We start from the raw sequence: 18995 nt of genomic DNA on the forward strand, positions 1-18995 counted from the left end.
TGCTCTTCGTCTCGGCGCTCCGCGGTCAGCGGGCGCTGGCCTCGACGGTCACTTCCGCGACATCCTGCATCAGTTCGTCGGTGATGACGATCGTGTAGGAGTCGCTCTGCGCGACATCGAACGACAGCGTGCCCTGCGCGGTCTCGCCCGGGGCAAGCTGGGCGGACTCGAGAGTGGCGTCGCCGAAGTAGTCGTAGGTGCCCTCGTTGCCGTCGGCATCGATCACCGTGAAGTAGAGCGGGTTGACGGAGGTGTCGCCGCTGATGGCCTCCCACGTGAGCTCGACCGAGAGATATCCGCCGTTCTCGGCCTCGAAGCTGGAGCCGTTGGAGGTGCCCCAGGACGCGGCGGTGATGGTGACCTCGCTCTCGCCCGAGTACTGGTTCACCGTGACGGGAGAGCCCATCGTGCCCTCCACGATCTCGCCGGAGTCCTCTCCGCCGTCGGTGCCGATCGAGGGCACGGGCGGGGGCGAGTACGACTCCGCGCTGTCGATGGCGATCTGGGCGATGCCGAACGTGAAGAACACGATCGCCATGATGCCGCCGACGATGCCGCCGAGGACGGACACTCCGATTCCCGTGATTCCCGGCCACTTCTTGCCCTTGAGGAAGAGCGACACGATCGAGACCACGAGTCCGGCGAAGAGGAGGATCCAGCCGAAGACCGCGGTCAGCAGGAAGCAGACGAGGATCGTTCCCAGCACGGCGAGACCGAGTCCGACCAGGCCGAGCACCGAGATCGGGCGGGGCTCGGCGGCGGGGGATCCGGGGTACGGGGTGTACCCGCCGGGGGCGCCGCCGTAGGGAGCGCTGCCGGGGTATGCGCCCGTCGGAGCGACGCCGTAGGCCGGAGCGCCTCCGGGGGCGGTGGTCGGATAGCCGGGTGCTGCGTAGGCCGGCGCTGCGTAAGCGGGTGCCTCGGGAGCGACGTACGCGGGCGCCTCGGGAGCCACGTAGGCCGGGGCTTCGGGGGCGACGTAGGCCGGGGCTTCGGGGGCGACGTATGCGGGTGCTTCGGGGTCTACGTCGGATGCCGGCGCCTCGGCTGCGGCATCTGCATGTGCCGACGGCTCGTTCTCTTCGGCGACCGCGATGGTCGCGTCCACCTCGGCCTCGGTCGGGACGACGGGGAGCGGCTCCTCGGCGACCTGCGCGGTCGGCTGCTCGGAGACGGTGGTCGTCTCGGGAGCGCTCGCTTCGGGAGCCGTCGCCTCGGGAGCGAAGTGCTCGGTCCACTGCTCGCCGTCCCACCAGCGCTGACGCCCGGAACCGTCGTCGTACCAGCCTGCAGGTGTCGTCATGGCATCCCCCTCGGATCTCACGTCCGCGTGGATGGCGCGGACTGCCACTTCATGTATAGCAGTGGCTCGTGACATCGACGGAGACGGATGTCGAACGACGCCTTCTCGCACGTCCGGCCCGCGCGGGGTGTCGCGCGCGGCGCGGGAGGGGAGCGCGCTTAGGCTCGTACCGCCATGATTCGGTTCGAGAACGTCACGAAACGCTACCGCGGGACGTCCAAGCCCGCCCTCTCCGGAGTCGACTTCGAGGTGCAGCGCGGGGAGTTCGTCTTCCTCGTGGGTGCCTCGGGTTCCGGGAAGTCGTCCTGCCTGCGGCTCATCCTGCGCGAGGACGTGCCCACCACGGGCCGCGTCGCGGTGATGGGGCGCGACCTCCGTTCGCTCGCGAACCGCAAGGTGCCGTACTTCCGACGCCACATCGGCTCGGTGTTCCAGGACTTCCGCCTGCTTCCGTCGAAGACGGTGTACCAGAACGTCGCCTTCACCCTCCAGGTGACCGGTTCGTCGCGGGGCTTCATCCAGCAGGCCGTTCCCGAGGCGTTGGCGCTGGTCGGTCTCGACGGCAAGCAGAAGCGCATGCCGCATGAGCTCTCGGGCGGTGAGCAGCAGCGCGTCGCGATCGCGCGCGCTCTCGTCAATCGCCCCCAGGTGCTGCTCGCCGATGAGCCGACGGGAAACCTCGACCCTGCCACCTCCGTGGACATCATGCAGCTCCTCGCACGTATCAACGCGGGCGGAACGACCGTGCTCATGGCCACGCACGAGGCCGGTTTCGTCGATCAGATGAAGCGCCGCGTGATCGAGCTCCGCGACGGCGTGATGGTGCGCGACGAGGTGCACGGCGGTTACGGCGACACCTCCAACATCCCGCGTCTCGTTCCCGAGGAGGTGCGCGGCGCCGCCGCCGCGGCTGCGCTCACGGCGGTGCAGGAGGTGCAGCGCCAGACGTCTGATCTGTCGATCGTACGGGCCGCACTGACCGAGGAGCTCAGCGCGCAGCGCAAGGCCGCGGCATCCGCTCCGACACCCGCCTCCCCGGCGCCCGTGCCGACTCCCACCGCCGCGGCAGCCGCTCCGGCTCCGGGCCAGGTCCCCGCCGCGGCTCCCGCGGAACCCGCCGCCGATGAGGCTGCGCGCGCCGAAGCCGACGCCGCGCCGACGTCTCCCTCCACCGGTCCGCGCACGCATCCGATCGTCCTTCCCGAGGTCGACGTCGCCGAGCTCGGCGTCGCCGACAGACTCGGCCTCTCCAGCGGCGACGACGAGGAAGTGGGTCCGACCTCATGAGAATCGGACTGATCCTCACCGAGGCCCTGCTGGGCCTGCGCCGGAACATCTCGATGGTGATCTCGGTCGTGCTCGTGACGTTCGTCTCGCTCACCTTCGTGGGCGCGGCGATCCTGATGCAGTCGCAGATCGGCGTCATGCGCGGCTACTGGAGCGAACGCGCCCAGGTCGCCGTGTACATGTGCTCGGCCGTGTCGGAGTCCGACACCTGCGTAGACGGGGCTGCGAGCGAAGAGCAGGTCGCCTCGGTGCGCGCCCAGCTCGAGGGCGACGCGCTCGCGCCGCTCATCAGCTCGATGACCTTCGACACGAAGGAAGACACCTACGCCAAGCTCGTCGAGCAGGTGGGCGAGGAGCAGGCGAGCGTGATCACCCCGGACCAGGCGTTCGAGGTCTTCTTCGTGACGATGAAGGATCCGGGGCAGTCCCAGGTGCTCTCCGAAGCCTTCAGCGGTCAGACCGGCGTCGAGCAGGTCAAGGATCAGCTGCAATATCTCGAACCGCTGTTCTCGGCGCTCACGGTCGCCACGTACGTGGCTGTCGGGATCGCCGTGCTCATGCTCATCGCTGCGACGCTGCTCATCGCCACGACCATCCGATTGTCGGCCTACGCGCGGCGCAAGGAGATCGGGATCATGCGCCTGGTGGGCGCGTCGAACCGCTTCATCCAGACGCCGTTCGTGCTCGAAGGCGTCTTCGCCGCCCTGCTGGGATCGGCGCTCGCGAGTGCGGCGATCCTCGCGGGCGTGCACTTCGGTGTGAACGGCTACCTGCGGGGACGCGTGCCCTTCATCACGACCTGGATCGGAATGCAGGATGCCGCGTGGGTCGTGCCGGTGCTGATCGGCATCGGCGTCGTGCTCGCCGCACTCTCGGCGGGCTTCGCGATCCGGCGCTGGTTGCGCACCTGACCATCTCGGCCGGGTCGGAAGTGGCTCGGAGGCACGTGACGCAGGTATGCTGAAAGGCTGTTGTGCGAGCGCACGACACGGATCAGGAGAGCATCATGCCCAGGGAACGCGGGGAGAAGGTCATCGCGACCAATCGTCGCGCACGTCACGACTACAACATCGAGAAGTCGTACGAGGCGGGGATGGTGCTCACCGGCACCGAAGTCAAGTCACTGCGCCAGGGGCGTGCGAACCTCTCTGACGGTTACGCGTTCGTCAAGGGCAACGAGGTCTTCCTCGACTCCGTGCACATCCCCGAGTACTCGCAGGGGCACTGGACGAACCATTCGGCCAAGCGCATCCGCAAGCTGCTGCTGCACCGCGAGGAGATCGTGAAGATCGCCCACGCGGTCTCCGCGGGCGGTTACACGCTGATCCCGCTCAAGCTGTACTTCTCCGACGGTCGCGCCAAGGTCGAGATCGCACTCGCCAAGGGAAAGCGCGAGTACGACAAACGCCAGACGCTCCGAGAGCGTCAGGACACGCGCGAAGCGGAACGCGCGATGCGACTGCGCAACCGCGTCGGCGAATAGCCGCAGGTCACGGCGACGGCGTGAAGCCGAAGGCCCGACCGAGGAACGCGAGTTCGCGTTCGAGGGCATCGACGACCGTCTCCGCGCGCCGGAAGCCGTGCCCCTCCCCGGGGTAGAGCACGTACTCGTGATCGACGCCCCGTCGGGTGAGCGCATCGCGGATCGCCTCGGACTGCGACGGAGGCACCACGATGTCATCGGCTCCCTGGAGCAGGAGCACCGGAACGTCGATCCGGTCGGCGTGCGTCAGGGGCGAGCGTTCGATGTACAGCTCCTCGGATGCCGGGAGCGGACCGACGAGGCCGTCGATGTAGTGCTTCTCGAAGTCGTGGGAGTCGGCGACGAGCATCCTCAGGTCGGAGACGCCGTAGCGCGAGATGCCCGCCGCGAACGCGCCCCCGCGCACGAGCGCGGAGAGGACCGTCCAACCACCGGCCGAGCCTCCGCGGATCGCGATGCGCGTCGGGTCCGCGAGGCCCGCCGCCGCGAGGCCGTGCCCCGCAGCGATGACGTCGTCGACGTCGACGATGCCCCACTGGCGGTCGAGCCGCTCGCGATAGGCGCGTCCATAGCCGGTCGACCCGCCGTAGTTCACGTCGAGCACCCCGATCCCGCGGCTCGTGTAGAACGCGAGCGCCGCCGAGGTCGCCCCGGTCACGTGAGCGGTCGGGCCGCCGTGCACCAGCACGAGGTACGGCGGGAGTTCGTCGGCAGATGCCGCAGCACCCGGGTTCGCGGGCGGATACGCGTAGGCGTGCACCGGGCCGTGACGGCCGTCGAAGGTGAGAGCGAGGGGCGGCGGCATCCACGCGGGATCGACGGCCTCGCCTCCGCGGACCGCGACGACGGCACCCGTGTCGAGATCGGCGCACCACACCCCGGAGGTGACGCCCGATCCGTTCCCCGAGAGCAGGACGAGCGAGCCGACGACGTCATCGATGCTCACGTGCCCGTCGCACGGCACCTCGACGCGTCGCTCGGAACCGTCGCCGGAGAGGACGACGATCTCGTCGCGGCCGTTCGTGCGCACGGCCACGAGGCGCCCGTCATCGAGAGGCTGGAACCAGCGATTGCCGAGCACCCACAGTCCGTAGCCGGTGTCGGCGTCGGCGGAGGTGAGAGGGGCCGGCGCGGCCGTGGGCGCGATCCCGTCGACGGTGACACGGTGCACGGCCCAGCGCCCGTCGCGGTCGTCCGCGAAGAGGAGTTCGTTCTCGGATATCCACTCCGGCTGCAGGGCCGCACGCGTGGACACCGAGCCCGTCTCGCCGGAGCGCAGGTCACGCAGACGCAGGTGCGCTTCGTCCCACGGCATCCGCTCGCCCGACCATTCGACCCAGGCCAGTCTCGTGCCGTCGGGGGAGAGGGAGGGATGGGCGTAGAAGGCGCCGCTCTCGGTGTGCACGATGACGGCGGACGGGGACTCCGCGGCAGACCCGTCGGTCGGGATCTCGACGATCGCCCGACGGTGCTCGGTCGAGGTCAGGTCCTCGCGGACGGCGAGAAGGCGGCTGTCCTGCACGCGCAGCCCGCCGTGGGCGGGGCCCAGGGGAGTGAGAGCGACAGGCTCCGTGCCGCGACCGAGCCGGTAGACGCGCTGATCGTCGGCCTGGACGAAGAAGAGGGTGCCATCGGCGTCCGCCGTCCATGCTCCACCGCCGTACTCGTGCACGCGCGATCGAGCGCTCCAGGGGGCCGGGAGCACCTCATGTCCGAGCGATGAGCGCACCGTCATGCGACCGCCCTCTGCGGGCACGGACTCCGCCCACCAGATCTCCTCGCCGACGAATCGTGCTCCGTCGAGGCGCGGGGAGGCCGCGGCGACGGATGCCGGGGTGAAGGGCGAGGACCAGGAACCGTACGGTGACGACATGCTTCGAGCCTATGCGTCGACGCGAGCGCGCCGGGCCCGGGTGTGCGTCAGACCGCGCGGAGGACGGCGACGACCTTTCCGAGGACGACGGCTTCGTCGCCGAGGATCGGTTCGAACGCCGAGTTGCGCGGAAGCAGCCAGGTGTGGCCGTCGCGGCGCCGGAAGGTCTTGACCGTCGCCTCACCGTCGAGCATCGCCGCCACGATCTCGCCGTTCTCGGCCGTGTGCTGGGAGCGGACGACGACCCAGTCGCCGTCGCAGATCGCCGCGTCGATCATGGACTCGCCCGAGACCTTGAGCATGAACAGGTCGCCCTTTCCGACGAGCTGTCGCGGCAGGGGGAAGATCTCCTCGACGTGCTGGTCGGCCGTGATCGGGACGCCGGCGGCGATGCGACCGACGAGGGGCACCAGAGCAGCGTCGCCCACGGGAGTGGCGACATCGGCGGGGTTCTCGGTGCTCGTGCCGGGGAGATCGATCAGGACCTCCATCGCACGCGTCTTGCCGGGATCGCGACGCAGGTAGCCGCTGAGCTCGAGCTGGCCGAGTTGGTGGGTCACGCTCGAGAGCGACTTGAGCCCGACGGCGTCGCCGATCTCGCGCATGCTCGGCGGATACCCCTGCTGGGCGATCGACGCCTGGATCACCTCGAGAATGGCCATCTGCTTGGGGCTCAGACTCTTCCGACGGCGTGTGCGCGGTGCCTCGGGATCGGGGGCGGTGATCTCGCTCATGATGCTCCTTCGGTGCGCGATTCCGGCGTCCTTCTTCGAATGTCGGAGGCCCGTGGTTCGGTGTTGGTATCGAAACCGTATCCGAGAAAAGCGCGGATGTGGAAGATCTGTTCGAGCGTGTCGGTGAAATCGCGGACGTGATTTCGAAGAAAGCTTGACAGATATTCGAATTCGAAGATACCTTCGGAACGTAGCTTCGCACTCGCCCCTCCCGGCCGAGAGGCGGATGCGAACGCTACGCCAACGTGGTCATCGCTCGCGGGTGATGACAGACCTCCGGTTCACCGGAGCAAGGCAGAGGAGAACGACATGAGCAGCATCACCTTCAGCACCGCAGCCGTCCGTCCGGTCCGCCCGGCGACGCGTCTCCGGCTGACGGCGCGCGGTCGTCGTGTGCTGCTTGCTCTGGCTGCGCTTCCTCTCGCAGTCGGCATCGCCTTCGCCGCGCTCAGCGGCGGCAGCGCGCTGGCGACCGGCGAGGGGGCGGGCACGGTGACGTTCGAGACGGTCACCGTGATGCCCGGCGACACGCTGTGGTCGATCGCGGCCGAGGTCTCGCCCGAGTCCGACCCGCGAGAGGTGATCGGCGAGATCACTCGTCTCAACATGCTGCAGGGCGGCGTGCTGCAGATCGGCCAGGAGCTGTCGATCCCTGCGGAGTACGCGAGCTGACTCGTCCGGCCGTCGTCCCCACCGCAAAAGGCGGTAACGCGGAGAGCGGCCCCGGCCGTGCGGCCTAGCATGGAGTGGTGACTTCTTCGCTCGATGATCTCCCTCTCCGCGACGATCTCCGAGGGCTCACCCCGTATGGGGCACCTCAGGCGCCGCTCCCTATCGCTCTGAACGTCAACGAGAACACGCATCCCGTACCGGATGCCGTGGCGAGCGACATCCTCGACGACATCGCGGTCGCGCTCCGCGACGTGAATCGCTACCCCGACCGCGAGTTCACGGCTCTCCGTGAGGGCTTCGCGCAGTACCTCGGTCACGGCCTCGATGCCTCGCAGATCTGGGCGGGCAACGGCTCGAACGAGGTGCTCCAGCACATCCTCCAGGCTTTCGCCGGCCCGGGGCGGACGGTCTTCGGCTTCGCGCCGACGTACTCGATGTACCCCTTGCTGGCGCAGGGGACGGGCGCGCGCTGGGTGGCGGGGGAGCGCCAACCCGACTATACGATCACCCCGGAAGAGGCGGTCGCTCAGATCGAGCAGGTCGATCCCGACGTGGTGCTCCTGTGCTCGCCGAACAATCCGACGGGGACGCCGCTCGGACTCGACGTCATAGAGGCCGTCTATGCCGCCGCGCGCGGTGTGGTCGTGGTCGACGAGGCCTATCAGGAGTTCGCTCCGCACGACGCACCCTCGGCGCTCACGCTGCTGGAGGGACGCCCGCGGCTCGCGGTGTCGCGCACGATGAGCAAGGCCTTCGCCTTCGCCGGAGCGCGGGTGGGATACCTGGCCGCCGATCCCGCGTTCATCGACGCCCTGCGTCTCGTGCGATTGCCGTACCACCTGAGCGCGCTCACCCAGGCGGCGGCGGTCGCCGCGCTGCGCAACTCCGACGTCATGCTGGGCATGGTCGAGGAGATCGTCGCGCAGCGCGATCGCATCACAGCGACGCTCGAGGCGCTCGGATACACGCCTCACGAGTCCTGGTCCAACTTCGTGCTGTTCGGCGGCGTCTCCGATCCGAAGGTCACGTGGCAGCGTCTCTACGAGCAGGGCGTGCTCGTCCGAGACGTCGGGATCCCCGGCCACCTGCGCGTCACCGCGGGCACCGAGGCCGAGACCACGGCGTTCCTCGATGCGCTGGCCTCGATAGAATCGGCCTCATGAGCACCCCCACCCCGGCCCCGCGCACCGCGCGCCGCGTGCGCAGCACGTCGGAGTCCACCGTCGAGCTCGAGCTGAACCTCGATGGCACCGGCGCCAGCCGCATCGACACCTCCGTTCCGTTCTTCGACCACATGCTCACGGCTTTCGCCAAGCACTCGCTCACCGATCTGACGGTGCGGGCTTCGGGCGACACCCACATCGATGCGCACCACACCGTCGAGGACATCTCGATCGTGCTCGGCCAGGCGATCGGTGAGGCGCTCGGCGACAAGGCGGGAATCTCGCGCTACGGCGATGCGCTCGTGCCGCTCGACGAGGCGCTCGCCCAGGCCGTCGTCGACATCTCCGGCCGTCCGTACCTCGTGCACGAGGGCGAGCCCGCGGGCTTCGAGCAGCACCTCATCGGCGGCCACTTCACGGGCTCGCTCGTCCGGCACACCTTCGAGGCGATCGCCTTCAACGCGGCGCTCACCGTTCACGTGCGCGTGCTGGGTGGTCGCGACCCGCACCACATCGCCGAAGCGGAGTACAAGGCCTTCGCGCGCGCTTTCCGGCAGGCCAAGGCGCTCGACCCGCTGGTCGACGGCATCCCGTCGACCAAGGGCGCGCTGTGACCCGCACGCCCCGGGTCGCCGTCTTCGACTACGAGTCCGGCAACGTGCACTCCGCGGTGAAGGCGCTGGTCGCCGCCGGAGCGGACGCCGTCCTCACTCGCGATCGCACCGAGGCGCTCGAAGCCGATGGACTGCTCGTGCCGGGCGTCGGCGCGTTCGCCGCGGTCCGTGACGCCCTGCGGGCGCACGGCGGAGACGACATCATCGATCGTCGGCTCGCGGGTGGACGCCCGGTCATGGGAATCTGCGTCGGGATGCAGGTGCTCTTCGAACGCGGTGTCGAACGCGGGCAGAACACCGAGGGATTGGGGGAGTGGCCGGGAGCGGTCACCGAGCTCAACGCCTCGGTCCTCCCGCACATGGGGTGGAACACGGTATCCCCGGGGCCCGACAGCATCCTGTTCGACGGCATCGAGGACGAACGCTTCTACTTCGTGCACTCGTACGCGGCTCAGACCTGGGAACTCGACGTCATCCCGCCGTTCCCGCAGCCCGTTCTCACCTGGACGACCTACGGTGATCCGTTCCTGGCCGCGGTCGAGAACGGCCCGCTTACCGCGACGCAGTTCCACCCGGAGAAGTCGGGGGACGCGGGCATCCGTCTCCTGCGCAACTGGACCCGGAGCCTCTGAGAGGCGCCGCCCGGCGTCACGCATTTTGAGGCCCGTGCGGCCGCAGAGTACCCTCGAATCTCGTGCCCGCAGCGGGCGCCGAGCCCCCACACCAAGGACGTCATGAACGACTTCGCACAGTCTCCCTCTCTCACGCTGCTCCCCGCGGTCGATGTCGCCGGTGGCAAGGCCGTGCGCCTCACGCGGGGCGAGGCCGGCACGGAGACCAGCTACGGAGATCCGCTGGATGCCGCCGGCGAATGGGTCTCGCAGGGCGCTCAGTGGATCCACCTCGTCGATCTCGATGCGGCGTTCGGCCGCGGGAGCAACGCGCCGATCCTGCGCAAGGTCATCAAGCAGTACCGAGGTGTGAACATCGAACTCTCGGGCGGAATCCGCGACGACGCGACCCTCGAGGCCGCTCTCGAGAGCGGAGCGACCCGGATCAACCTCGGCACGGCTGCGCTGGAGAACCCGGAGTGGGCGGCCGACGTGATCGGCCGTTACGGCGAAGCGATCGCCGTCGGTCTGGACGTCCGCGGCACGACCCTCGCAGCACGTGGGTGGACGAAGGAGGGCGGCGACCTCTGGGAGGTGCTCGACCGCCTGGAGGACGCGGGCTGCAGCCGTTACGTGCTCACCGATGTGACGAAGGACGGCACGCTGCGCGGCCCGAACCTGGAGCTCCTGCGCGAGGTCACCGCCCGTACGCCGAAGCCCGTCGTCGCCTCGGGCGGCATCTCGAGCCTCGACGACATCGCCGCGCTGCGCGAGTTGGTGCCGCTCGGAGTCGAGGGCGCCATCGTGGGCAAGGCCCTGTACGCCGGGGCGTTCACCCTTGCTGAGGCGCTGGATGTCGCCGGCGACTGACGACTCCTGCGGTCACGGCCCGCACGGTCACGGTTCCCACGACCACGCGGGTGCGGCGAACCGTGGCGACTCCGCTGGAGTTCCGTGGGAGGGGCGCAGTTTCGAGGAGAACCAGCACGCCGCCGATGACGGCTCCGCCGATCCCGCCCTGCTCGCCGCGCTGCTGAGTTTCCGCGCGGGTTCCGGTAGCCAGGTGGAGGTCGTGGACGCCTTCCGCCATGCGCGTGTGCTCATCCCGCTCGTCGCCGAGAAGGGCGAGGAGGGTGTCGCCCCGAGCGGACTCGCCGTCGACAAGACGCAGGAGCTCTCGATCGTGACGGTCGCGGCACCGGACGGGCGTCGCGTGCAACCCGTGTTCTCCTCGGTGGCGGCGATGCAGCGATGGGACGCGTCGGCGCGACCCATTCCCGTCGACGCCGTTCGCGCGGCTCTCGCGGCATCCGCCGACGACACCGATCTGATCGTGCTCGACCCGACGTCGGAGACCGAGTTCGTGATCCGCCGCCCCGCGGTGTGGGCGATCGCGCAGGAGCACGCGTGGGAACCGAGCTTCCTCTCGCCCGAGGTGTTCGCCGCCCTGCAGGCGAGCGTCGCGCAGGAGCTCGCGGTGATCGACGTGGCCGTGGCCGCGGGGGATCCGGATGCGCGTCTGCGGGGTCCCGAACTGATCGTGATCCTCGAACTCGTCGACGGACTCGAGCGAGAGGTCCTCGACGCGGTGCTCGCCCGCCTCGCTCAGCGCTGGTCGTCCGACGACCGTATCGCCGTCCTCGCGGACTCCCTCACCGTCAAACTCCGCCGCAGCGCCTGACCGTCGCTGCTTCGCTCACGGCATCGACTGCTTTCGGTTCGACGATGAGTGCGGGCGGAGCGATGCTGCCCGAACGAGCATCGGGAGGGGCCCGCGAAGCGGGAGGGTCCCCGTTCTGCGAGAGAGGGCAGCATCGCGCAGCTCGCCCCCGAGGTCATGCATCCCCGGAGAAACTAGTTGACCGGCCCGGTCCACTTCTCTCCCGGCCCCTTGCCGATCGGGTCGGGGATGACGGAAGCCTCACGGAAGGCGAGCTGGAGCGAGCGCAATCCGTCGCGCAGGGAGCGCGCGTGCATGTCGCTGATCTCGGGGGCACCGGCGGTGATGAGTCCTGCGAGGGAGTTGATGAGCTTGCGCGCCTCGTCGAGGTCGAGCTGATCCTGCGCGTTCGGGTCGTCGGCGAGACCGAGCTTGACGGCGGCCGCGCTCATGAGGTGCACGGCGGCGGTGGTGATGACCTCGACGGCGGGGACGTCGGCGATGTCGCGCGTTGCGGACGACGCGGCCTCCTCCTGCCGTGCCCAGCGCGCTTCGCGCTCGCGGTCAGCCTCGTTGGATGCCTGGTTCGTCACTTCGCCTTGCCTTCTGTTAGACTTTGTCGGGCTCCGGAGCGTCATGCTCCGGCACGAAAGAGGATTCACTTCCCACCCGCGCTTGCCGTTCCAGGCTACCGGGTCTTGCACTCCACCGGATCCGCTCGCAGAGCGGGGCGGTCGTCAGGGTGCGAAGCCGGCTTCTGAAGGCCGGTGGGTGGGGACGATTCTGATTTCGCCCGGAATGCTGACAGCATCCCGGTGGCCGAATCCCATCGTCTAAGGAGTTCCGCATCAGCGATCCCCGCACCAATGAGCGCATCCGCGTCCCCGAGGTCCGCCTCGTCGGCCCCGCGGGTGAGCAGATCGGCGTCGTCCGCATCGAGGCGGCGCTGCGCCTTGCGCAGGAAGCCGACCTCGACCTCGTCGAGGTCGCACCCAACTCGAAGCCGCCCGTGGTCAAGATCATGGACTACGGCAAGTTCAAGTACGAAGCCGCCCAGAAGGAGAAGGAGGCTCGCCGCAACCAGGCGAACACCGTTCTCAAGGAGGTCCGCTTCCGCCTGAAGATCGAGGCGCACGACTACACGACCAAGCTCAAGCGTGCCGAGGGCTTCCTGAAGGCCGGCGACAAGGTCAAGGCCATGATCCTGTTCCGCGGCCGCGAGCAGTCGCGTCCCGAGCAGGGTGTGCGTCTGCTGCGCAAGTTCGCCGAGGACGTCGCGGAGCTCGGAACCGTCGAGTCGAACCCGACGATCGACGGTCGCAACATGGTGATGGTCGTGGCTCCGCTGAAGAGCAAGTCCGAGGCCAAGCAGGAGCAGAACGCCGTTCGCGACGCGCAGCGCGCCGCCAACAAGCAGGCTGCCCGCGAGGCGAAGGCCGAGGCTCCGGCCGAAGCCGCCGCGGAGTGACACCCGCCCCACACACTCCCGCACCGCGGGTTGACACCGTCGCCTGAGAAGGCGCCATACGAAGGAAGAGAAGATGCCGAAGCAGAAGACCCATTCGGGTGCGAAGAAGCGCTTCAAGATCACCGGCAGCGGAAAGCTGAAGAAGCAGCAGGCTGGCATGCGTCACAACCTCGAGCACAAGTCGAGCCGTCGCACCCGTCGCCTCAACCAGGACCAGGTTCTGTCGAAGGCAGACGCCAAGGTCGCGAACAAGCTTCTCGGTCGCTGACGCGCCGAACGCACGATAGGAATACAGGAAAATGGCAAGAGTCAAGCGGGCGGTAAACGCTCACAAGAAGCGCCGGGTCATCCTCGAGCGCGCCTCCGGTTACCGCGGCCAGCGTTCGCGCCTCTACCGGAAGGCCAAGGAGCAGGTCATCCACTCCCTGGTCTACTCGTACCGGGACCGTCGCAAGCGCAAGGGTGACTTCCGTCGCCTCTGGATCCAGCGCATCAACGCTGCGGCACGCCAGAACGGCATCACGTACAACCGCTTCATCCAGGGCCTCGGCCTCGCGGGTGTGACGGTCGACCGTCGTATGCTCGCCGACCTCGCGGTCAACGACGCAGCGACGTTCACGACTCTCGTCGAGACGGCCAAGAAGGCTCTGCCTTCCGACGTCAACGCTCCGAAGTCGGCTGCGTAAGCAGCGATCTCTTCAGAAGGCGCTCTCCTCCGGGAGGGCGCCTTCTGCTTTCTCCGGACGCGCTGTCCACCTGGAGCGCACGCCGGCGTCGAGCGCAGCGGCCACCGCGACGGCGCAGACGTAGACGACCAGATCCCGGGGATCGAATCCCGAACCCAGCACCAGGTGCACGGGTGGGAACGCCTGGCCCAGGGCGTGCGGGATGCCGGTGAGTTGGGCGAACTCGACGGCAGCGCACACGAGGGCGGCCGACACCGCGATCGCGCCGGAGCGCGCACGGGGGAGTGCGCAGGCGATGAGCGCGTAGATCAGCACGGCGTAGAGGGCGTCCCCGGCGATGTCCCCGGCCGGCCCCTCGACGAGACCGTGGACGAGGAGGCCTGCGCCGATGACGCCCGCAGCCGCTGCAGCGCAACCGATCCGTCGGCGTCGCCTCGCTCGCGGGGACGATGGGCTGTCGGTTGTCACGCCCGCACCCTATCGATCGAACCTGGAACTGCGCCTGCGTCAATGGCTCGGCGCGGGGAAGGTGTTCCCTAGACTGTGATCGTGCTGGAGAACCCCCGCTCCCCCCGAGTCCGAGCCGTCGCCAAGCTGACGAAGCGAAGCGCACGAACCGAGACCGGGCTTTTCCTCCTCGAAGGGCCGCAGGCCGTCCGAGAGGCTCTGACCTACCGTCCCGAAGCGATCGTCGAGCTCTTCGCGACCCCGACCGGGTGGGAGAGGCATCCCGACATCCGGGCTCAGGCCGCAGATGCCGGCATCGATGTCGAGCACGTCACCGAGTACGTCCTGAACGCGATGGCCGATACGGTCACTCCGCAGGGGCTCGTGGCCGTCGTTCGGCAGACGCCGACGTCCGTGCGCGACGTCTTCGCGGCATCCCCGCGCCTGGTCGCGATCTGTCAGGAGGTGCGCGATCCCGGCAACCTCGGGACGATCATCCGCGCGGCGGATGCGGCGGGAGCGGATGCCGTCGTCCTCACCGGACGCACGGTCGATCCGTACAACCCCAAAGTCGTGCGCGCCACGACGGGATCGCTGTTCCACCTCCCGGTCTCGGTCGGCGGGGAACTCGAAGACGTCATCACCCGCGCGCACGAAGCCGGTCTGCGCATCCTCGCCGCGGATGTGAAGGGTGACGACCTGCTCTCCGCGCGCGCCGAGGGCGTGCTCGCCGAGCCGACCGGGTGGCTGTTCGGAAACGAGGCGCGAGGCCTGGAGGACGACGCTCTGGCGCTGGCCGATCGCGTTCTGCGCCTCCCGATCTTCGGCAAGGCGGAGTCGCTGAACCTGGCGACCGCCGCGAGCGTGTGCCTGTACGAGAGCGCGTTCGCGCAGCGCGCCGCGACGGTCGGCTGATACTTTTGCTCCTGCCCGTCCGTCACCGCCGACGGAGAGAGGAGGGGAGCGCATGCGGATACTGATCGTGGAAGACGACGATCGCGTCGCCGCGGCGCTCGACGCCTTCCTCGCCCGTTCGGGGTATGCGACCGTGAGGGCGTCCGACGGCGCCGCGGCGATGGATCTCCTGGGGGCGGACACCGAGGTCGTCCTCCTCGATCTCGGTCTGCCCGACGTCGACGGCATCGATCTGTGCCGCCGTATCCGTGGCCGCTCCGACGTGCCCATCGTCGTCGTGACGGCGCGCAGCCAGGTCACCGAGCGCATCAAGGGGCTGCGTGCCGGCGCCGACGACTTCGTGGTGAAGCCGTACGACGTGCACGAGCTCCTCGCCCGGATCGAGGCGGTGACACGGCGCTCGCGAGCGGTGCGCCCCGAGTCCGACGGTGTGGTCACGATCCACGGCGGTGCTGTCGCGATCGATCTCGTGGCACGGCAGCTCCGGGTCGACGACCAGGCGGTCGATCTCACGCCCAAGGAGTTCGACATCGTCGCGGTGCTCGCGCGCTATCCCGGAGTCGCCGTTCCGAAGGATCGACTCATTCGCGAGGTGTGGAACACCGATTGGCGCGGCTTCGGTCACTCGCTCGAGGTGCACGTCGGAGCCATCCGTAAGAAGACGGGCTCGCACCGGGTGATCGAGACGGTGCGTGGCGTCGGCTATCGACTCGTGGGGTCGTAGCCGGTGCGCAAGCGGCTCGTGATCGTGTTCCTGGTGCCCCTGGTCGCGATCCTCCTCTCCCTCGGCGGCGCGACCGGATGGAGCGCCGCGCGCAGCATCCAGCAGGCGGTCTACACCGAACAGATCGGTGACCTCGGCTACTTCGCCACGACGGCCCGGCAGGCGCTCCGCTCGGATGCTGCCGGGGTGTTCGAGGGCGAGGCGCGCAGGTTCGAGCAGGTCTACGGGATCGAGATCGCGGTGTACGACCTCACCGGATCCGTCTGGGCGGCGAGCGAGTCGGAGCCGGGGGTGCTCTCCGAGGAGGAGGCCGAGCAGGTGCGACTCGCGCTCTCCGGCCGCCGCGCGGAGGCCCCGGAGGCCTTCTTCCCCTGGATCATCTCGGACGCCACGATGGTCGAGCCGGTGTTCGACGACGGCGATGTGATCGGCGCGGTGATGATCTCGGCCGAGGTGGAGGCTCCGCGCACGGCGATCCTGCAGCAGCTGCTGATCCTGATCGGGGTCGCCCTCGTCTCGATCTCCCTGGGCGTTCTCCTGGTGTTCCAACTCGCCCGGTGGGTGCTCTCGCCCGTGCGGCGGCTCGACGATGCGATGGTGGCGATCGAGCACGGTGAGATGGATGCGCGCGTCGCGGAGGACACAGGGCCGCCCGAACTGAGGCGGATGACGAGGGTCTTCAACGGCATGGCCGAGGAGATCGAGCGCAGCCTCGCCCGCCAGCAGGAGTTCGCGTTGAACGCCTCGCATGAACTGCGCAATCCTCTCAACGCCCTGCTGCTGCGCGTCGAGCACCTGGCGACGGGGCTCGATGACGACTGGAAGGACGACATCGAGGAGACGCGCGAGGAAGGGCGCCGGATGGCTCGGATCCTCGAGACCATGTTGAACCTCGCCCGCAGCGGTCGCGCCGATTCGATGTTCTCCGCGGTCGACCTCACCACGCTCGTCGAGCGTCGCAGCGATGCCTGGCGCGAGGTGGCGGGGCCCCGCGGCATCGGCTTCCGACGCACGGGGGAGGGGATCGTCATGTGCGTCACCGATCGCACGATCGTCGAGAGCGCACTCGATGCGGTCATCGACAACGCCGTGAAGTTCTCGCCGGCCGATTCGGTGATCGAGCTGGGGGTGGAACGCGACGGCGAGCGCTGTCGGTTGACCGTGCGGGATCGCGGGCCGGGGCTCGCCGGGGATCAGGTGGAGTACGCGACCGACAGATTCTGGCGCAGCGCCGACAGCGACGACACCCCGGGTACAGGACTCGGGCTGGCGATCGCCACCGATCTGCTCGCATCCATCGGTGGCGAACTGGTCGTGTCGTCGCCGGAGGGCGGGGGTCTCCTGGTGTCGCTCGTGCTCACGAACGGGGGGTTCGAATGACCAGGGATCGGATGCTCCGGCTCGCGCGCCTTGCCGCTGCCGCGGTCTGCGCCGCCGTCGTCGTCCTCGGCGTGAGCGGGTGCAGCCCGCGCGCGGGCGAGTGGGCGGAGGGCACGGCCGTCATCGCCGGCGGAGGCACGACGGGGGTCTACTTCGACTACGGCGGGCACTTCGCCGAGGAACTCTCGACCGCGCTCGGCGTATCGGCCGAGGTGACGGAGACGGACGGCTCCGTCGACAACCTGCGCAGGGTCGCGTCCGGCGAGGCGCTGCTCGGCTTCGCCCAGGGCGATGCGGCTGCGGATGCCGTGGCCGGACGCGGCGCGTTCGACGAGCCTCTCCCGATCCAGGCGGCGGCGCGCCTGTACGACGAGTACGTGCACGTCGTCGTGCGGGCGGACTCCGAGATCGACAACATCACCGATCTCACCGGGCGGACGGTGTCGCTGGGCGCCGTCGGATCGGGCGTCAACGTCATCGCCACGCGCATCCTCGACGCCGCCCGGGTGGATGCCGGGTCGGTGAGCAATCCGCAGCTGGATCTGCGCGAGTCGATCGCCGCGCTCGAGAGCGGCGAGATCGACGGGTTCTTCTGGGTCGGGGGGCTGCCGACGCCCGGCATCGAGAACCTCTCGGGTTCGCTGCCCCTGCGGTTGCTGCCGATCGAACAGGACTGGGTCAACGCCGTCAACGCACGGTATTCCGACGCGTACCGTTCGTCGGACTTCCCCGCGGGCGCCTACGGGATCGCGCAATCGGTGCCGACGATGGCCGTTCCGAACTACCTGATCGTCGCGTCCGCGACCCCGGATGCGGTCGTGAAGGACGTGCTCACGGTGCTCTTCGACGCGCGCTCGCGCATGGCGGAGGACGTGCCCGCGGCGGCGCTCCTGAGCCGCCGTCAGGCGATCTTCACCGTGCCCGTGGACCTCCATCCCGGAGCGGTGGACTTCTATCGCGATCAGCGCGGATGACGGCGCCGCGCCCCTCGGGGACCGCTGCGTAACGCCCTTGTTACGACCCTCAAGAAATCCTCAAGAAGTCTGACAGCGCCCGGGGGCTCTGCGATCGTGAGGTCGGTCGCGCACCGTTCGACGATGAACGCGGATGCCCGTGGGGACGGGTGGCGCGAAGACTGAACCCACCGGGGCCGACCCCCGATCGAGCACTGCCGACGACCTGGCGAGTTTGGAGAAAAGATGACCACCGGTAAAGCCCTTGTCGTGGTCGACAACGTGCAGAAGCACTACGGCGAGTTCCAGGCTCTGACCGATATCGACCTCACCGTGAACGCCGGCGAGGTCGTCGTCGTGATCGGCCCGTCCGGCTCGGGCAAGTCGACCCTGTGCCGCACCATCAACCGCCTCGAGACGATCACCAGCGGGACCATCAGCATCGACGGCAAGGCGCTGCCCGCCGAGGGACGCGGGCTCGCCGAACTCCGCGCCGACGTCGGCATGGTCTTCCAGTCGTTCAACCTGTTCGCCCACCTGACGATCCTCGAGAACGTCACCCTCGGCCCGATCAAGGTGCGCGGCCTCAAGAAGGCCGACGCCGAGCGCGAGGCGATGGAACTGCTCGAGCGCGTCGGCGTCGCCAAGCAGGCGTCCAAGCTTCCGGCCCAGCTCTCGGGCGGGCAGCAGCAGCGCGTCGCGATCGCGCGAGCCCTGGCGATGCATCCGAAGGTCATGCTGTTCGACGAGCCGACCAGCGCGCTCGACCCCGAGATGATCAACGAGGTGCTCGATGTCATGGTCGAGCTCGCGCACGAGGGCATGACGATGATCGTCGTCACCCACGAGATGGGCTTCGCCCGCAAGGCGGCCGACCGCGTGGTCTTCATGGCCGACGGTCGGATCGTCGAAGAGGCCACGCCCGAGGAGTTCTTCACCCATCCGAAGAGCGATCGCGCCAAGGACTTCCTCTCGAAGCTCCTCACGCACTGATCACCCCAGACCCTGCACCCACAGCACAC

Annotated in this window: 22 protein-coding genes; 17 read left to right on the forward strand and 5 right to left on the reverse strand. The window is 68.8% G+C overall.

Annotated elements, in window-relative coordinates; genetic code table 11:
• Nucleotides 1–25: 25 nt before the first annotated feature.
• Nucleotides 26–1303 carry a DUF2510 domain-containing protein gene (locus KZC52_RS17015; RefSeq protein ID WP_247625327.1) on the reverse strand — a complete coding sequence of 426 codons (1278 nt, stop codon included), beginning with the start codon at nt 1301–1303 and terminating at the stop codon, nt 26–28.
• Between the two features lie 174 nt (nt 1304–1477).
• On the opposite strand from KZC52_RS17015, the gene ftsE reads away from it, so the two are divergent.
• The 3 genes from ftsE (at nt 1478) to smpB (ending at nt 4073) form a co-directional block, all read left to right on the forward strand.
• Nucleotides 1478–2590: a cell division ATP-binding protein FtsE gene (ftsE, locus tag KZC52_RS17020; RefSeq protein ID WP_247625328.1), complete on the forward strand. Its 1113-nt coding sequence runs from the start codon at nt 1478–1480 to the stop codon at nt 2588–2590.
• Complete coding sequence (ftsX, locus tag KZC52_RS17025; RefSeq protein WP_247625329.1) at nt 2587–3501, forward strand: permease-like cell division protein FtsX; 915 nt, start codon at nt 2587–2589, stop codon at nt 3499–3501. Before ftsE ends, ftsX begins: the two co-directional genes overlap by 4 nt.
• Before the next feature lie 95 nt (nt 3502–3596).
• Nucleotides 3597–4073, forward strand: coding sequence for an SsrA-binding protein SmpB (gene smpB / locus KZC52_RS17030; protein ID WP_247625330.1), 477 nt, complete (start codon nt 3597–3599; stop codon nt 4071–4073).
• A 7-nt stretch (nt 4074–4080) separates the two neighbouring features.
• Here smpB and KZC52_RS17035 read toward each other — a convergent pair whose 3' ends face one another.
• Nucleotides 4081–5946, reverse strand: coding sequence for a S9 family peptidase (locus tag KZC52_RS17035; RefSeq protein ID WP_247625331.1), 1866 nt, complete (start codon nt 5944–5946; stop codon nt 4081–4083).
• Nucleotides 5947–5993: 47 nt separating this feature from the next.
• Nucleotides 5994–6680, reverse strand: a complete 687-nt coding sequence (gene lexA, locus KZC52_RS17040; RefSeq protein WP_247625332.1) for a transcriptional repressor LexA — start codon at nt 6678–6680, stop codon at nt 5994–5996.
• Between the two features lie 309 nt (nt 6681–6989).
• Here lexA and KZC52_RS17045 point away from each other — a divergent pair, with 309 nt between their 5' ends.
• From KZC52_RS17045 to KZC52_RS17070, 6 genes are all read left to right on the forward strand, one after another.
• The gene (locus KZC52_RS17045; protein WP_247625333.1) at nt 6990–7352 is read left to right on the forward strand and encodes a LysM peptidoglycan-binding domain-containing protein; all 363 of its coding nucleotides are present in this window, start codon (nt 6990–6992) and stop codon (nt 7350–7352) included.
• 77 nt (nt 7353–7429) lie between these two features.
• Nucleotides 7430–8515: a histidinol-phosphate transaminase gene (locus KZC52_RS17050; protein WP_247625334.1), complete on the forward strand. Its 1086-nt coding sequence runs from the start codon at nt 7430–7432 to the stop codon at nt 8513–8515.
• Nucleotides 8512–9129, forward strand: a complete 618-nt coding sequence (gene hisB, locus KZC52_RS17055) for an imidazoleglycerol-phosphate dehydratase HisB (RefSeq protein WP_247625335.1) — start codon at nt 8512–8514, stop codon at nt 9127–9129. The genes KZC52_RS17050 and hisB overlap by 4 nt, the downstream gene beginning before the upstream one ends.
• The gene (gene hisH / locus KZC52_RS17060) at nt 9126–9761 is read left to right on the forward strand and encodes an imidazole glycerol phosphate synthase subunit HisH (protein WP_247625336.1); all 636 of its coding nucleotides are present in this window, start codon (nt 9126–9128) and stop codon (nt 9759–9761) included. Before hisB ends, hisH begins: the two co-directional genes overlap by 4 nt.
• Nucleotides 9762–9863: 102 nt before the next feature.
• A complete protein-coding gene (priA, locus tag KZC52_RS17065) occupies nt 9864–10610 on the forward strand; it encodes a bifunctional 1-(5-phosphoribosyl)-5-((5-phosphoribosylamino)methylideneamino)imidazole-4-carboxamide isomerase/phosphoribosylanthranilate isomerase PriA (RefSeq protein WP_247625337.1) in 747 nt (248 codons plus the stop codon).
• Nucleotides 10594–11421, forward strand: coding sequence for an SseB family protein (locus KZC52_RS17070; RefSeq protein WP_247625338.1), 828 nt, complete (start codon nt 10594–10596; stop codon nt 11419–11421). The genes priA and KZC52_RS17070 overlap by 17 nt, the downstream gene beginning before the upstream one ends.
• 173 nt (nt 11422–11594) lie before the next feature.
• On the opposite strand, the gene KZC52_RS17075 is transcribed toward KZC52_RS17070, so the two are convergent.
• Nucleotides 11595–11993, reverse strand: coding sequence for a DUF1844 domain-containing protein (locus tag KZC52_RS17075; RefSeq protein WP_247625339.1), 399 nt, complete (start codon nt 11991–11993; stop codon nt 11595–11597).
• A 230-nt stretch (nt 11994–12223) separates the two neighbouring features.
• Between KZC52_RS17075 and infC the strand changes: the two genes are divergently transcribed.
• The 3 genes from infC (at nt 12224) to rplT (ending at nt 13554) form a co-directional block, all read left to right on the forward strand.
• A complete protein-coding gene (infC, locus tag KZC52_RS17080) occupies nt 12224–12868 on the forward strand; it encodes a translation initiation factor IF-3 (protein ID WP_308194271.1) in 645 nt (214 codons plus the stop codon).
• A gap of 73 nt (nt 12869–12941) precedes the next feature.
• On the forward strand, nt 12942–13136 hold the full coding sequence (gene rpmI / locus KZC52_RS17085; RefSeq protein WP_247625340.1) for a 50S ribosomal protein L35: 195 nt from the start codon (nt 12942–12944) through the stop codon (nt 13134–13136).
• Between the two features lie 31 nt (nt 13137–13167).
• Nucleotides 13168–13554, forward strand: coding sequence for a 50S ribosomal protein L20 (gene rplT, locus KZC52_RS17090; RefSeq protein ID WP_045252681.1), 387 nt, complete (start codon nt 13168–13170; stop codon nt 13552–13554).
• Nucleotides 13555–13566: 12 nt separating this feature from the next.
• On the opposite strand, the gene KZC52_RS17095 is transcribed toward rplT, so the two are convergent.
• Nucleotides 13567–14022 carry a ribosomal maturation YjgA family protein gene (locus KZC52_RS17095; RefSeq protein WP_247625341.1) on the reverse strand — a complete coding sequence of 152 codons (456 nt, stop codon included), beginning with the start codon at nt 14020–14022 and terminating at the stop codon, nt 13567–13569.
• Nucleotides 14023–14103: 81 nt separating this feature from the next.
• On the opposite strand from KZC52_RS17095, the gene KZC52_RS17100 reads away from it, so the two are divergent.
• The 5 genes from KZC52_RS17100 to KZC52_RS17120 all read left to right on the forward strand — a co-directional run bounded on the left by KZC52_RS17100 (nt 14104) and on the right by KZC52_RS17120 (nt 18966).
• Nucleotides 14104–14916 (forward strand): TrmH family RNA methyltransferase, encoded by an 813-nt coding sequence (locus KZC52_RS17100; RefSeq protein ID WP_247625342.1) that lies wholly within the window; start codon nt 14104–14106, stop codon nt 14914–14916.
• Nucleotides 14917–14968: 52 nt separating this feature from the next.
• The gene (locus KZC52_RS17105) at nt 14969–15640 is read left to right on the forward strand and encodes a response regulator transcription factor (protein ID WP_247625343.1); all 672 of its coding nucleotides are present in this window, start codon (nt 14969–14971) and stop codon (nt 15638–15640) included.
• 3 nt (nt 15641–15643) lie between these two features.
• Nucleotides 15644–17020, forward strand: coding sequence for a sensor histidine kinase (locus KZC52_RS17110; protein WP_247625344.1), 1377 nt, complete (start codon nt 15644–15646; stop codon nt 17018–17020).
• The gene (locus tag KZC52_RS17115; protein ID WP_247625345.1) at nt 17017–17994 is read left to right on the forward strand and encodes a TAXI family TRAP transporter solute-binding subunit; all 978 of its coding nucleotides are present in this window, start codon (nt 17017–17019) and stop codon (nt 17992–17994) included. Before KZC52_RS17110 ends, KZC52_RS17115 begins: the two co-directional genes overlap by 4 nt.
• Before the next feature lie 225 nt (nt 17995–18219).
• A complete protein-coding gene (locus KZC52_RS17120) occupies nt 18220–18966 on the forward strand; it encodes an amino acid ABC transporter ATP-binding protein (protein ID WP_247625346.1) in 747 nt (248 codons plus the stop codon).
• Nucleotides 18967–18995 lie beyond the last annotated feature (29 nt).

The sequence above is a fragment of the Microbacterium galbinum genome (assembly GCF_023091225.1).
GTDB classification, from domain to species: domain Bacteria; phylum Actinomycetota; class Actinomycetes; order Actinomycetales; family Microbacteriaceae; genus Microbacterium; species Microbacterium galbinum.